Origin of the sequence: Paucibacter sp. Y2R2-4 (assembly GCF_025717535.1) — a bacterium.
GTDB lineage: Bacteria > Pseudomonadota > Gammaproteobacteria > Burkholderiales > Burkholderiaceae_C > Paucibacter_A.
Genome location: NZ_JAJIRO010000005.1, coordinates 369073 through 383302 on the forward strand (window position 1 = coordinate 369073; position 14230 = coordinate 383302).

Annotated in this window: 8 protein-coding genes; 6 read left to right on the forward strand and 2 right to left on the reverse strand. The window is 63.0% G+C overall.

The features are described 5' to 3' along the window. From glgB to LNV06_RS20105, 4 genes are all read left to right on the forward strand, one after another. Positions 1-2250: a 1,4-alpha-glucan branching protein GlgB gene (gene glgB / locus LNV06_RS20090; RefSeq protein WP_263540067.1), complete on the forward strand. Its 2250-nt coding sequence runs from the start codon at positions 1-3 to the stop codon at positions 2248-2250. Between the two features lie 2 nt (positions 2251-2252). Beyond that, entirely contained in the window at positions 2253-4400 is a 2148-nt protein-coding gene (gene glgX, locus LNV06_RS20095; RefSeq protein ID WP_263540068.1) for a glycogen debranching protein GlgX, read from the forward strand. An 18-nt stretch (positions 4401-4418) separates the two neighbouring features. Continuing rightward, positions 4419-5966 (forward strand): 4-alpha-glucanotransferase, encoded by a 1548-nt coding sequence (malQ, locus tag LNV06_RS20100; protein WP_263540069.1) that lies wholly within the window; start codon positions 4419-4421, stop codon positions 5964-5966. Positions 5967-6045: 79 nt separating this feature from the next. Beyond that, positions 6046-7254: a cation:proton antiporter gene (locus LNV06_RS20105; RefSeq protein WP_263540070.1), complete on the forward strand. Its 1209-nt coding sequence runs from the start codon at positions 6046-6048 to the stop codon at positions 7252-7254. 14 nt (positions 7255-7268) lie between these two features. Here the strand turns inward: LNV06_RS20105 and LNV06_RS20110 are convergent, their stop codons facing one another. Then, on the reverse strand, positions 7269-8165 hold the full coding sequence (locus tag LNV06_RS20110; RefSeq protein WP_263540071.1) for an alpha/beta hydrolase: 897 nt from the start codon (positions 8163-8165) through the stop codon (positions 7269-7271). Beyond that, entirely contained in the window at positions 8162-9838 is a 1677-nt protein-coding gene (locus LNV06_RS20115) for an alpha-amylase family glycosyl hydrolase (protein ID WP_263540072.1), read from the reverse strand. Before LNV06_RS20115 ends, LNV06_RS20110 begins: the two co-directional genes overlap by 4 nt. A 284-nt stretch (positions 9839-10122) precedes the next feature. On the opposite strand from LNV06_RS20115, the gene LNV06_RS20120 reads away from it, so the two are divergent. Both LNV06_RS20120 and LNV06_RS20125 read left to right on the forward strand, forming a co-directional pair. Next, positions 10123-12843, forward strand: coding sequence for an alpha-1,6-glucosidase domain-containing protein (locus LNV06_RS20120; RefSeq protein WP_263540073.1), 2721 nt, complete (start codon positions 10123-10125; stop codon positions 12841-12843). 190 nt (positions 12844-13033) lie between these two features. Further along, positions 13034-14221, forward strand: coding sequence for a hypothetical protein (locus LNV06_RS20125; protein WP_263540074.1), 1188 nt, complete (start codon positions 13034-13036; stop codon positions 14219-14221). The last annotated feature ends 9 nt before the right edge of the window (positions 14222-14230 follow it).

Consider the following 14230-nt stretch of genomic DNA (forward strand, 5'->3'; position numbering starts at 1 on the left):
ATGTTGAGCCCGGCCGAAGTCGATGCGCTATTGGCGGCGCGGCACGCAGACCCCTTCTCCGTCTTGGGTCTGCATGCCGATGCGGCCGGCCGCCTGTGGCTGCGCGCCTTGCTGCCGGGCGCGTTGTCGGTCGAGGTGCTCGACGCCGCCAGCGGCAAGCCGGTCGCAGCTTTGAAACTTCGCCATGCGGGCGGCTTGTTCGAAGCGCCGATGGGGCGCCGCCGCAAGCGTTTTGACTATCGGCTGGCGGTGCGCTGGTCGGCGGATGAGGCCGAGCAGATCCTTGCCGACACCTATGCCGATGCCTATGCCTACGGCCCGCAATTGGCAGAGCCAGAGCTGCAACGCTTTGCCCAAGGCCAGCATCCGCGTCCCTTCGAGTTGCTGGGCGCGCATCCGCTGACGCAGACCGACGCCGGCGGCGAGCTGGCCGGTGTGTGCTTTGCCGTTTGGGCGCCGCATGCGCAGCGGGTTAGCGTGGTCGGCTGCTTCAATGCCTGGGACGGGCGCCGCCACCCGATGCGCAAGCGCCATGAGGCGGGTGTGTGGGAGATCTTTGTGCCGCAGGCGGCTGTGGGCGATCTCTACAAATTCGAGCTGCTGGGCCCGGCGGGCGAACTCATGCCGCTGAAGGCCGACCCCTATGCTCGCGCCGCCCAGCTGCGGCCCGAGACCGCCAGCATCGTGGCTGCGCCCTTGCGCCCGCCGCAGCGCCTGCCGGCGGAACGCGCGCAGGCGAACGCGCGCCGGGCGCCGGTGACCATTTACGAAGTGCATGCCGCTTCCTGGCGGCGCGGTGCGGCGCAGTTCCCCACATGGGATGAGCTGGCGGCCGAGCTGCCCGCCTATGCGGCGGACCTGGGCTTCACCCATCTGCAGCTGATGCCTATCAGCGAGCATCCTTTTGACGGCTCTTGGGGCTATCAAACCCTGGGCCTGTTTGCGCCCAGTGCTCGTTTCGGCCCACCCGAGGGCTTTGCGCGTTTTGTGCAGGCCTGCCACCAGCGCGGCTTGGGCCTGCTGCTGGACTGGGTGCCCGCGCATTTCCCCAGCGACGCCCATGGCTTGGCTCGCTTCGATGGCACGCCGCTGTTTGAATACGCCGATCCGCGCGAAGGCTTTCATCGCGACTGGAACACCCTGATCTACAACTTCGCCCAGCCACAAGTGCGCCAGTTCCTGGCAGGCAATGCGCTGTACTGGGCTGAGCGCTGGGGCGTGGATGGGCTGCGGGTGGATGCGGTGGCTTCCATGCTGTACCGCGACTACTCGCGCCCGGCCGGTGAGTGGGTGCCGAATGTGCATGGCGGCAATCACAACCTGGAAGCCATCTCGCTGATGCGGCGCATCAATGAGCAGTTAGGCCTGGATGCGCCGGGCGCCATCACCGTGGCGGAGGAGTCGACCAGCTTCCCCGGTGTTTCGGCGCCGACCTCGGCGGGCGGCCTGGGCTTTCACTACAAATGGAATATGGGCTGGATGAACGACACCCTGCGCTATATGCAGGAGGACCCGATTCATCGGCGCTGGCATCATGACAAGATGACGTTTGGCCTGGTCTATGCCTTCAGTGAGAACTTTGTGCTGCCGATCTCGCATGACGAGGTGGTGCATGGCAAGGGCTCCATGCTGGGCAAGATGCGCGGTCCGGCGGACGATGCCAGCCAGTGGCAGCAGTTTGCCAATTTGCGCGCCTACTACGGCTTTATGTGGGGTCACCCGGGCAAGAAGCTGCTGTTCATGGGCCAGGAGTTTGCGCAAAGCAGCGAATGGAATCATGAGGCCCAACTGCCCTGGGCCTTGCTGCAGGATGCGCGGCACGCCGGCGTACAGCGCCTGATTCGCGACCTCAACCAGCTCTACCGCACGCAGCCCGCCTTGCACCGGCTCGACTGCGAGGCTGCCGGCTTTGAATGGCTGCAGGCCGAGGACCGCGAGCAATCGGTGCTGGCCTGGTTGCGCAAGGATGAACAGAACGGAGAAGATGCCGCAGCGCCAGTGCTGGTGGTCTGCAACTTCACGCCGGTGCCGCGCATGGGCTACCGCCTGGGCGTGCCTGCAACGCCGGGCCTGGGCTGGAAAGAAGTTTTGAATACCGACTCCGCCCACTATGGCGGCAGCAATCTGGGCAATCTGGATCAGGTCTTGCAGCCCGAGGCGGTGGCAGCGCTTGGCCATGCCCAGTCCATCAGTCTGAATCTGCCGCCGCTGTCTTGTCTGTTCTTGATGCCTACAGCTTTGAATTTCTGACCATGCCCACCGATTCACTTTTGCCTGCTTCACTGGCGCCGGGTCGCCATGAACCCTTAGGCGCCACGCCGCGCGACGGCGGCGTGAATTTCGCCGTCTTCTCCGAGTCGGCCACGGCCATTGAGCTGTGCATTTTTGATGGCTCGGGCCAGCGCGAGCTGCGCCGCTATGCCTTGCACGGGCCGGATGACGGCGTCTTCCATGGCTTTTTGCCGGGCTTGGCTGCGGGTCTGGTTTATGGCCTGCGTGCCCATGGGCCTTACAGCCCCGAGCATGGTCATCGCTTCAATGCTCACAAGCTCTTGCTTGACCCCTATGCCCGAGAGATCGTCGGCCACTTTGCCTGGGCACCCGAGCAACATGGCTATGAGCTGGGCCACCCGGATGGGCCGCGCTCCTTCGACACCCGCGACAACGCCTTGCAAGCGCTGAAGGCCAGGGTGGCGCAGCCCTTGCCGGCCGACAGCAGCCCGCGACTGAATGCGCCGCGCCATGCCACCGCTGACTTGGTGCTGTACGAAGTGCATGTGAAGGGCTTCTCGCAGCAATTGCAGGCGGTGCCTGAGGCCCTGCGCGGCAGCTACGCCGGCTTGGCGCACCCCGCCTCGGTGGCGCACTTCAAGGCCCTGGGGGTCACCACCTTGTCCTTGCTGCCGGTGCACTTTCACATCGACGAGCCGCATCTGGCCGATCTGGGCAAGCCCAATTACTGGGGCTACAACACCTTAGGCTTTTTCAGCCCCGACCCGCGGCTGGCGCAGCGTGCGCATCGCGAGGACCCGGCCGCCGTTCGCGAGGAGTTCCGCGCCATGGTGCGCGAGCTGCATGCGCAAGGCCTGGAGGTGGTGCTGGATGTGGTCTACAACCACACGCCCGAGGGCAATGAGTTCGGCCCAACCTTGAGTTTCAGAGGGCTGGACAACCGCAGCTACTACCGCTTGGTGTCTGACGACAAAAGCCGTTATGAAAACGTCAGCGCCTGCGGCAACACCTTGAACTGCGCCCACCCGCGCGTGGCCCAGCTGGTGCTGGACTCGCTGCGCTACTGGGTGAGCGAGATGGGCGTGGACGGTTTTCGCTTCGATCTGGCGCCGGTGCTGGGGCGCACGCACCATGGCTTTGAACCGCAAGCCGCCTTCTTCACCGCTTTGCGTCAGGACCCGGTGCTGGCCCAGGTGCATTTGATCTCCGAGCCCTGGGATGCCGGGCATGAGGGCTACCAGGTCGGCCGCTTCCCCGGGCGGTTTTTGGATTGGAACGACAAGTTCCGCGATGCGGTGCGCGGCTATTGGCTGCGCTCGCAGCAGCCCAGCGTCAGCCGCGGTGAGTTGGCGCGGCGCTTCATGGCCTCCAGCGATTTGTTCCACCATGGCGCGCGCCGGCCCACCGCTTCGGTGAACTTTGTCTCTGTGCATGACGGTTATGTGCTGGCCGATGTGGTGAGCTATTCGCACAAGCACAACCACGCCAATGGCGAAAACAACCGCGATGGCCGCGACGGCGAACTCTGCGCCAATTTCGGCCATGAAGGCGCGAGCGAGGACGCCGCCATCCGCGCCACGCGCTTGCGGGTGCGCCGCGCGATGTTGGCCACTTTGCTGCTGGCCCAGGGCACGCCCATGCTTTGCGCGGGTGACGAGATCGGCAACAGCCAGGGCGGCAATAACAATGCCTACTGCCAAGACAATGCCATCACCTGGCTTGACTGGGCGCAGGCTGAGAGCGACACGCAAGCCTTTGTCGCCGCGCTGCTGGCGCTGCGCCGTGCCGAGCCCTTGCTGCGGCATGAGCAGTGGTTTGCCGCGGCTTCTGCAGATGCGGCTCAGGCCTCGGCGCCCAGCTTGCGCTGGTTCTCGCCGCGCGGTGCGGAGATGCAGCAGCACGACTGGTTTGATGCCTCGCAGTCGGCCTTCGCGGCGGTGTTTTTTGAAGCGCGCCAGCCTGTGGAGGCTGCAGCTGCGCCGCGCCTGATGGTCTTGTTCAACCCCGAGCCCGAGCCGCAGGCTTTTTCCTTTAGCCTAGGCGCATGGCGCTTGGTTCTGGACAGCAGTGGCGAGTTGCCCCTGGACTCGGTGGCTGAGTCCGACACATCCATCTTCACCCACCTGAATGTTCCCGCGCGCAGCCTCCTGGTGCTGCGCCATGTTTGAGAAGAAAGCTCTGAGACGATGAACCTCAATCAACGCTCCGCCGGCGTGCTCTTGCACATCACTTCGCTGCCTGGCCCTCATGGCATGGGTGACTTCGGGCCCGAGGCCTTTCACTTTGTCGATTGGCTGGCCTCGGCCGGCCAAAAGATCTGGCAACTGCTGCCGACCACGCCCATCGGCCCCGGCGACAGCCCTTACCAAGGCGTCTCGGCCTTTGCAGGCAGCCAGTGGATGGTGGCCTTGGAGCCGCTGGTGGCCAAGGGCTGGTTGGCCGCGCCAACAGCGGCTGAGCTGGCCGGCTTTGATGCCAAGCAGGTGAATTACGGCCAGGTCTTGCCCTGGCGAGAGAAGCAACTGCGCGCTGCGGCGGCGGGCTTCTTCGCCAAGGCCAATACGGCGGACCAGCAGGCTTTTGCCGTCTGGTGCACCGAGCAAGCGTCTTGGCTGGACGACTACGCCTTGTTCATGGCGATCCGCTCGCCGCTGGGTGGCCAAGCCTGGTGGACCTGGGCGCCAGCCTTGGCTCGCCGTGAGCCCGCCGCCTTGGCGCAAGCGCGAGTGACGCATGCCGAGGAATACCGCTTCTGGCAGTTTGTGCAGTGGCAGTTCGATGTGCAAAGCGCGGCCCTGAAGGCTTATGCCAATAGCAAGGGCGTGGCGCTGATGGGCGATCTGCCCATCTTTGTGGCGCATGACAGCGCCGATTGCTGGAGCCGACCAGACCTGTATGAGCTGGACGATCAATTCCAGACCGCGGTGGTGGCCGGCGTGCCGCCCGATGCGATGTCGGTGGCTGGCCAGCGCTGGGGTAATCCGTTATATAACTGGGCCCGAATGGCGGATGAGAACTACGCTTGGTGGATGGCGCGGGTCAAGCGGGCGCTGAGCCAGGCGGATGTGTTTCGCATCGACCATTTCCGTGGCTTTGCCGGCTACTTTGAGATTCCCGGCAGCAGCCCGGATGCGCGCCAGGGCCAATGGCGCACCGGCCCCGGCAAGGCCTTGTTTGACGCGATTGAAAAAGCCTTGGGTCAGCTGCCCATCGTGGCCGAGGACCTGGGTTTCATCACCGAGGATGTGCATGCGCTGCGCGATGGCTGCGGCTTCCCGGGCATGAAGATCTTGCAATTCGCCTTTGGTGTGGATGCGGCTCAAGTAGAGCAGGGCGCGGTGGCGGACCATGAGTTCTTGCCGCATATGTGGCCCCGCAACTGCGTGGCCTACACCGGCACCCATGACAACGACACGGTGCGCGGCTGGTGGGACAGCGCCTCGCCGCAAGAGCGCTCTTTCGCTGGCTCCTATTTGGCTTGCGGCGCGCACGATGTGCACTGGGCCATGATCCGCGCCTGCTGCAACTCGGTGGCGAATATGGCGGTGTTTCCGCTGCAAGACGTCTTGGGTCTGGGCAGCGCCCACCGCATGAATGTGCCGGGTGTTCTGGGCGGCAACTGGGGCTGGCGCTTCAGCTGGGACATGCTGGGCGCGGAGCCGACTCGGGTGCTGGCCTTGATCACCGCCGCGAGCGGGAGAGCCCCTATGGCGATGATGCAGTTGCCGCGCTGATAATCCGCGCAGTTTCTTGCCAAGGGCGATGCCGGTGTTGGCCGGTGTCGCCCTTTTTCATTGTCGATCTGAGCCTGTGATGAATACGACCGAGATTTTCTTGATTGCCATGCTGATCATCCTCAGCGTGCCATATCTGATTTGGCGCTTGGGCCGTACCGAGTACTTTGCGCCCTTGGTGGTGGTGCAAATCATTACCGGCATCTTGCTCGGCCCCGGGGTCTTGGGCGCGCTGTTCCCGGCTTACTACCAGTTCGTCTTCAACCCGGCGGTGATTCAGTCGCTCAATGGGGTGGCCTGGTGGGCGGTGATGCTGTTTGTCTGGATTGCCGGCATTGAGCTGGACCTGAAGGCCGCCTGGCAACACCGGCGCGAGAGCGGCATCACGGCCGGCTTGGCCCTGGGGGTGCCTTTGCTGTTGGGTTGCGGCGCCGCGCTGGTGATGCTCTCGTCATCGCTGGGCTCAGGCTGGATGGGCCCGAAAGCGCTGGACTGGCAGTTTGTGCTGGGCGTGGGCATGTCCTGCGCGGTGACGGCCTTGCCGATTCTCATTCTCTTGATGGAAAAGCTCGACATCCTGCGCCGGCCGCTGGGCCAGCGGGTGCTGCGTTATGCCAGCGTGGACGATGTGGCGATCTGGGGCGTTTTGGCTCTGATCTTGATGGACTGGCACCGGGTCGGTCGCCAAGCGGCCTTCATCCTTGCTTTTGTTGTGGTGGGGGCCTTGTTCCGTCGCTTGATGCAACGCCTGCCGCAGAGTGACCGCTGGTTTGTCGGCCTGATCTGGCTGGCGGCCTGCGCCTTTGGCGCCGATTGGTCAGGCTTGCATTTCATGGTGGGCGCCTTTTTGGCCGGCGCCATCATCGATGCCGATTGGTTTGATCAGCAGCAGCTTGACAGCCTGCGCCACCATGTCTTGCTGGTCATCATGCCGGTGTTCTTCCTCAGCACCGGGCTACGCACGCAGTGGAATGTGGGCGGTGCGGCGGTCTTCTTTGCTGCAGCCTGGTTATTGCTGGCCTCGGTGGCCGGCAAGCTGATCGGCGTGCATCTGGCGGGCCGGATCCTGGGTTGGCAAAAGGGCGAGGCCAGCCTGATCGGATGGTTGCTGCAGACCAAGGCGCTGATCATGATCATCTTTGCCAATATCTTGCTGGACAAGCAAATCATCACCAGCGAGACCTTCACCGCGCTGCTGCTGATGGCGGTGGCCAGCACCATGCTGACCATGCCCATGGTCAAGCCCATGCTGCAGCGCATGAGCGGCTTGCTGGGGCGCGGCGCCTGAGCTGATGGCGCTCGTCAGGGTTTGAACAGCCAGAGCACGGCCTGTTCAAACTCACTGGCCCAGAAGGCCTCGTTGTGACCGGCGCCGGGCGTCACCTTGATGGAGAGCTGGTCGGCCGGATGGCCGGCCTTCAACAGGCTGGCGTACACGGTCGACATGTTGTCCACCATATCTCGGCCTTCTTGGTCGCCCGACAGCAGATAGAGCCGCGCATCGGGCGCCGCCGGGTGCTGGGCGAAGTAAACGAGCGCGGCGCTTTGACCTATCCAGTAGGACGGTGAAAAAACGCCAGCGCGGCCGAAGACGCCAGGGTACTGGGTGATGGCGTAGTGCGAGATCAGGCCGCCCATGGAGCTGCCCATGATGGCGGTATTGCTCGGCTCCGGCAGGCTGCGGTAGTCGCGGTCGATGGTGGGTTTGATCACCTTGACGATGAAGTCCAGATAGGCCTTGGCTTCGGACTTGCCGAACTTGGGGTTGTCCCAAGGGTTCAACTCGCTCATGCGCTTGTCTTGGCCGTTATCAATGCCGACCACGATCAGCTCCAGCTTGCCCGCCTGGGCCAGGGCATTCAAGGTTTCGTCCACCTTCCATTCGCCGGCGTAGGCGGTGGCGTCGTCAAAGAGGTTTTGGCCGTCGTGCATGTAAAGCACCGGATAGCGCTTGCCGGAGCTGGCATAGCCTGGCGGAAGGTAAAGGCGCACCTGGCGAAGCCGTGCCAGGCCCGGAATCTCCAGCAACTGCGGCAGCACCGAGACATTGGCCTGCGCGGTGCTGGGGCGCTGCTCGATCGGTCGGCTTAAATCAGTGCTCGGGTTCTTGCTGCAGGCGCTGAGTGTCAATGTCAGCGTCAAAGTGAGCAGCAAAGGCCGGGTGCGAACTGTCCAGGAAGCTTGGGGCATGGGCTTCATGGCAAGACCTCGTAGACCTGGACTGAACGAGCGCCCACGTTGATGCGGGCATGGCCGTCTGCATCGGCGCTTATCGCTGTCTTTCGCTTTGATGGGGGCGGCGGCTTGGGGTAGGCCGCCTTGAGCTGCGCGTGCTTGGGCAAGGCTGGGATCGTCATCATTTGCTCTGCATCACCATAGTTGATCAAGACCACGTTATGCGCTTTGGCATTCAAGCGGCGCTGAAAGCTCAGCGTCTGTCCTTGAACCTGTGGATGGACATAGGCCCCAGTGGCGATGGCGGGCAGGCGGTTCCGCAGCGTCAACATGGCTTTGTAGAAATTCAGGATTGAGCCGGGGTCGCGCAGCTGGGCCTGGGCGTTATGCGTAGTGGCATTCGGGGAGACTGGGCGAAAAGCCTGGGCCTTGGAAGTAAAGCCCGAACGCTCATGGGTCCAAGACATCGGCGCGCGCAGCGGCTCGTCGCCCGGCAGACCTTTGACGCCGGCCATGCCGATTTCTTCGCCGTAGTAGATGAAGGGCGTGCCGGGCAGCAGCAGATAGGTGGCGGCCGCCAGTTTGTAGCGAGACTCATCGCCGGCTAACTGGTCCCAGATCCGCTCGCCGGCAAAGATATCGTGGTTGGCCAGCATGGTGGCCATGCTGAGCGGCGCCTTCACAAAGTAGTCGGCCACCTGCTGGATGGCGTTGGGCTCGCCTTTGGCGGCCTTCAGAATCTGCTGCTCCAGGCCAAAGGCAAAAGCGCTGCCGCAGACCTCGGGCGCGGCATAGGCTTTGGGTTCGGCGGTGGCTTCGCAGACCGTGTAGCGCTGTGGGTAGCTTTTGATCAGGTCTTGAAAGTCTTTGGTCAAGCGGCGGCTCTCGGGCTGATCGTTCCAATTCACCGCGTCGTTCTCGATCATGTGCGGCACGGCGTCGAGCCGAAAGCCGTCCAGGCCGCGATTCAGCCAGAAGCGCAGGCTGCTGCGGTGGTAGTCCACCACCTCGGGCTTGCGCAGATTGAAGTCCGGCATATGCGGGCCGAAGGTGGCGAAGTAGTGGCTGGAGCTGCTTTCGGCGCCGGGGTACCAGGGATTCTTGCCCCAGATGTCCCAGCCGCTGGGGGCGGGGTCTTGCCAGACGAACCAGTCGCGGTAGGGGCTGCTTTCGCCCTGCAAAGCCGACTGGAACAGCGGGTGTTGCGAGGCGGCGTGGTTGAGGATGTAGTCGATGATGATGCCGATGCCGCGCCGGTGCGCTTGCTGGATCAACTCATCAAAATCGCCCAAGCTGCCGTATTGGGGCTCTAGCGAGCGAAAGTCGGTGGTGGCATAACCATGATCCCGGTCGGCGCTGGCGGTGATGGGCATCAGCCAAATGCCTTTGATGCCCAAATCCTTCAGATAGTCCAGTCGTTGGATCAGGCCACGCAAGTCACCGACACCATCGCCATCACTGTCTTGGTAGCCGCGTACAAAGATCTCCATGAAGGCGCCGTTTTGCCAGCCCGCGGGCAAGGCACTGCGCATGCCTTGTTGGGCTTGGATGGGACTCAGGTCAAGCTTTGCAGGGGTTGTTGGCGAATTGCTGAGCTTGTCTTGAGGGGTGGCCGCTGCGGCTCCGCTGAAGCTGCAGGACAAGGCCAGCAGCAGGGGGGCGAAGGCCTGAGAGCTATGCTTTGAGAGTTTCTGCATGGGTGTAGCAAAATTACCTTGATTTGGGTGTGTTGCTTCCTAGCTTAGGTGAATGTGGCGGCTTATGGAATACCTGCAAACCATTTGAATGTAGTTTTGCTACTATCTTGGCATCCATTGAAGGGGGCGAGATGGTCGGGTTCGAGCAAGAACAAAAGCAAAAACAAGAAGACAGTGCGGCATCAGCAAAAGGGCGCTGGCGGGGCCTTGCAAGGCCTGTGTTCAGTCTCATTGGCCTTTTCGCTGGGATCCCTCAGCAGGCGCTTGCCGCGGCCCCTGAGGCTTTGTCTTCGCAAGCTAACGCCTTCGCCTACACGCTGGACGATTGCAATCGACCTGAGCCTCAGCGGCTTTTGCTGGCGGCGGCGATGGCCAACACCGAGGCGCGCGCTTATTGGTTGAGCGCACGCTGGATCCAATGGCCGGGCATGCCCGCGGCCGGCGCCCAAACGCGCTACAAGCTTTATTCCTCTAGCCAAGGCCAGCTGCAGCTGCGTGTTGGGGAGGCCGTGCAGGGCGCTGAAGGCGTATTGACATTGATCGAGCCTGAGCAGCCCATGCCCGCTGAGTTGCAAACGCGCTTCAAGTTCGTCGCGCCTGGGGCGCGGCTGCAAGTCCCTGGGTCTTTTGCGCCGCAACTGAAGCGCTGGTTGCGGGGTCAGGTCTTGCTGGTGCAAGAAGACAGCGCGGGGCGGGTCTTGGCGAGCACGGCTTTGCAAAGCCCGGGCGTCTTGGACGATGTGTACGCGTCGGCACAGAAGGTGGCGGACTTGGGTGTGACGCTGAGCCCCGCCCAGGCTGCACGAGCGGCCACCCAGTTCAAGCTTTGGGCGCCCACGGCCCAGGCCGTGGCCCTGTGTCCTTATGCCCAGGGGCAAAGCCTCGCGACAGACTTGCCTCAGCCCCTCGCAAGAGAGGAGCGCAGCGGCGTCTGGCGTCTGGGCATGGCCGGCAGTTTGCGCGGGCAGTACTACAACTATCTGGTCGATGTGTGGGTGCCGGGCCTGGGTCTGGTGCGCAATCGCGTCACCGACCCCTACTCGGTCAGCCTGACGACCGACTCCAAACGCAGCTATGTAGCCGATCTGAACGACGCGGCCTTGAAGCCTGCCCATTGGGAGCGGACGCCGCAGCCCAAGCGCCTCAAGGCGCAGACCGATATGGTCATTTACGAGTTGCATGTGCGCGACTTCTCTTTGCATGATGCATCGGTCAGCGCGGCGCACCGCGGCAAGTACCTGGCCTTCACCGAGCGGCAATCGCAGGGCATGCGGCATCTGCGGGCTTTGGCGGCGGCCGGCTTGACCGATGTTCATCTGCTGCCGATCTTTGATTTGGCCTCGGTGCCAGAAGCCGCTTGCGTCACGCCCAAGGTGCCGGCGGCTCCGCCCGACAGCGAGGCGCAGCAAGCCGTGGTGATGGCGGTGGCCGCGCAGGACTGCTTCAACTGGGGCTACGACCCTTTCCACTACAACGCCCCCGAGGGCAGTTATGCCAGCGACTCCAGCGACGGCGCTCGCCGTGTGCTGGAGTTGCGCCAGATGGTGCAAGCCCTGCACAGCGAGGGGCTGCGGGTGGGCATGGATGTGGTCTACAACCACACGGCCGCAGCCGGCCAGCATCCGCAGTCGGTGCTGGACCGCATCGTGCCGGGCTATTACCAACGCCTGGATGCCAAGGGCACGATTGAGCGCTCTACCTGCTGCGACAACACCGCCACCGAGCACGCCATGATGGCCAAGCTGATGATCGATTCGGTGGCTTTGTGGGCGCGCGAGTACCGGCTTGATTCCTTCCGCTTCGACCTGATGGCGCACCAGCCGCGGGCGGTGATGGAGGCCTTGCAAAAGCGCGTCAATGCGGCGGCGGGGCGGCCGGTGCAGTTGATCGGCGAGGGCTGGAATTTTGGCGAGGTGGCCAACGGCGCGCGCTTTGTGCAGGCTTCGCAGCTGTCGCTGAACGGATCGGGCATTGGCACCTTCAGTGACCGAGGGCGCGATGCCGCGCGCGGCGGTAGCGCTGGCGACAGCGGTGACTCGATCATTCAAAACCAGGGCTGGTTGAACGGCTTGGTCTATGCGCCGAATGCGCTGGCGCCCCAGCGCCCGATGTCCGATTTGATGCAGGCGGCTGATTTGATTCGCGTCGGCTTGGCCGGCTCGCTGCGGGACTACCGCATGCAGACCTGGCGTGGCGAGCAGCGCCGCTTGGCCGAGATTGCCTATGGCGATCAGCCGGCGGGCTATGTCTCCCAGCCCGCCGAAGTGGTCAATTATGTGGAGAACCACGACAACCAGACGTTGTTCGACATCCATGTACTGAAGCTGCCGCGCGAAACCTCGGTGCAGGACCGGGCGCGGGTGCAAATCTTGGGGGCGGCGCTGACCGCCTTCAGCCAGGGCGTGGCTTACTTCCATGCCGGTCAGGATGTGATGCGTTCCAAATCGCTGGACCGCAACAGCTATGACTCGGGCGACTGGTTCAACCGCCTGGACTGGTCTTACCAAGACAATGGTTTCGGCAGTGGCTTGCCGCCGAAGGCGGACAACGGCGAGTTCTATCCGCGGCTGAGTGAGTTCTTGTCCGACGCGTCCCTCAAGCCCAGCCCGGCCGAGCTGGCCTGGAGCCGCGATGCCTTTCGTGATCTCTTGAAGATTCGCGCCAGCTCCATGCTGTTTCGCCTGCGCAGCGCGGAGGAGGTGCAGCGCCGCCTGCGTTTCTTGAACACCGGGCCGCAACAGAACCCGGTGTTGGTGGCTGGGCTTTTGGACGGCCGTGGCTTGGCAGATGCCGGTTTCAAACGAGTTCTGTACATGATCAATGTGGCGCCCACAACTCAGCAATTGCAGCTGCCCGAAGCGGAAAGGATGAACTGGGTTTTGCATCCGGTGCATTTGGCGCCCGGGGCCGCCGATCAAGCGCCAGCCCAGCAAGCGCGCTGGGATGCAGGCAGCCGCACGTTTAGCGTGCCAGGCCGCACAGCCATGGTCTGGGTGCAGCATTGAGTACGTTCTAGCTTGGCAGATGGCGCGAGGCCGGCTTGAGTGGGATGAATAGCGGTAAAGAGGGGTCTAAACGCGTGGCGCTGAGTCGGGTGCAGCAGTAGGATCAAACGCATCCCGTCCCTTCTTGCTGTGGCTTGTGCCGCTTGGCTGCTCAGCTCCTTGCAGAGGGAACTCACTGCCAGGAGCTGCCATGAAAACTGGATGCACCTCGCTGATCACTTGGATCGGTTTGATTTTGAGTCTGTCGCTGTGTGGCTGCGCCTCTGGGCCCCGCGGCGAACTGAGTAAGCCGGCGCTTCAGCTGTTTCACGACGAGCTGTTCAAGCCGCCCGCCAAGGCTCTGGACCCCTCGGCGATCTTTGCCTTGAGTCCGGCGATGGAGGAATACCTGTCCTTCGATATCGCCCGGCATTCGCGCAACAAAGGTTCTCGCCAAGGCCTGCTGGATGCGCTTTACAACAAGAGCTTGTTGCAACTCGAGTACGACGACAGCATGACGCGCGACGCCGCCCAGGCCTTTGCTGAGCGTCGTGGCAATTGCTTGTCACTCGTCATCATGACCGGGGCATTTGCCAAGCACTTGGGCCTGCCGGTGCGCTATCAAAGCGTTTATGTCGAAGAGGTCTGGAGTCGCACCTCAGACATGTATTTCTTGTCCGGCCATGTGAATTTGAGCCTGGGCCGGCGCATGTCTGAGGCGGGCTTTTCAAGCGTTGGCAATGAGATGATGACGGTGGATTTCATGCCCCCCGAGCGCGGCAAGATGCACTACACCCGCGAGATCAGCGAAGAGGCCGTGATGGCGCTGTTCATGAACAACCGTGCCGCTGAGAGCTTGCGTGACGGACAGGTGGACGAAGCTTATTGGTGGGCGCGCGGTGCGCTGACGGTTGATCCGAAACAGCTCTTGGCCTACAACACGCTGGCCGTGATCTATCGGCGCAAAGGCCAATCTGCGCTGGCCGAGCCGGCCTTGAGGCATGTCTTGGCGGAAGAACCGGCCAATGTGCAGGCCATGTCCAATCTGGTCTTGGTGATGGGGGATTTGGGGCGAGCTCAAGAAGCGCAGACCTTCTCTCGGCGACTGGCCGAGTTGCAGCCTTATCCGCCCTACAAGTATTTCAATCTGGGCGTGGAGGCGATGAAGGCGGGTGAGTTCGCCAAGGCGCGTGAACTGTTCGGCAAAGAAATCGAGCGCTCCGCCTACTTCCATGAGTTCCATTTCTGGTCGGCCATGGCCAGCTTTGGCTTGGGGGATTTGAAGGCGGCGCGTCAGCAAATGGCCCTGGCCGTGGAGAACAGCACCACACCCAAAGACCGCGAGCGTTACAGCGCCAAGCTCGATCTGCTCAAGCTGCAGCGCAAGCCGTTCCAATAAGACTCCAGA

What these genes read in the sequence shown, in the direction of transcription:
- LNV06_RS20125 (WP_263540074.1), top strand. Translation starts at nt 13,034, where the DNA reads ATGAAAACTGGATGCACCTCGCTGATCACTTGGATCGGTTTGATTTTG.
- glgX (WP_263540068.1), top strand. Translation starts at nt 2,253, where the DNA reads ATGCCCACCGATTCACTTTTGCCTGCTTCACTGGCGCCGGGTCGCCAT.
- LNV06_RS20105 (WP_263540070.1), top strand. Translation starts at nt 6,046, where the DNA reads ATGAATACGACCGAGATTTTCTTGATTGCCATGCTGATCATCCTCAGC.
- LNV06_RS20115 (WP_263540072.1), bottom strand. Translation starts at nt 9,838, where the DNA reads ATGCAGAAACTCTCAAAGCATAGCTCTCAGGCCTTCGCCCCCCTGCTG.
- malQ (WP_263540069.1), top strand. Translation starts at nt 4,419, where the DNA reads ATGAACCTCAATCAACGCTCCGCCGGCGTGCTCTTGCACATCACTTCG.
- LNV06_RS20110 (WP_263540071.1), bottom strand. Translation starts at nt 8,165, where the DNA reads ATGAAGCCCATGCCCCAAGCTTCCTGGACAGTTCGCACCCGGCCTTTG.
- glgB (WP_263540067.1), top strand. Translation starts at nt 1, where the DNA reads ATGTTGAGCCCGGCCGAAGTCGATGCGCTATTGGCGGCGCGGCACGCA.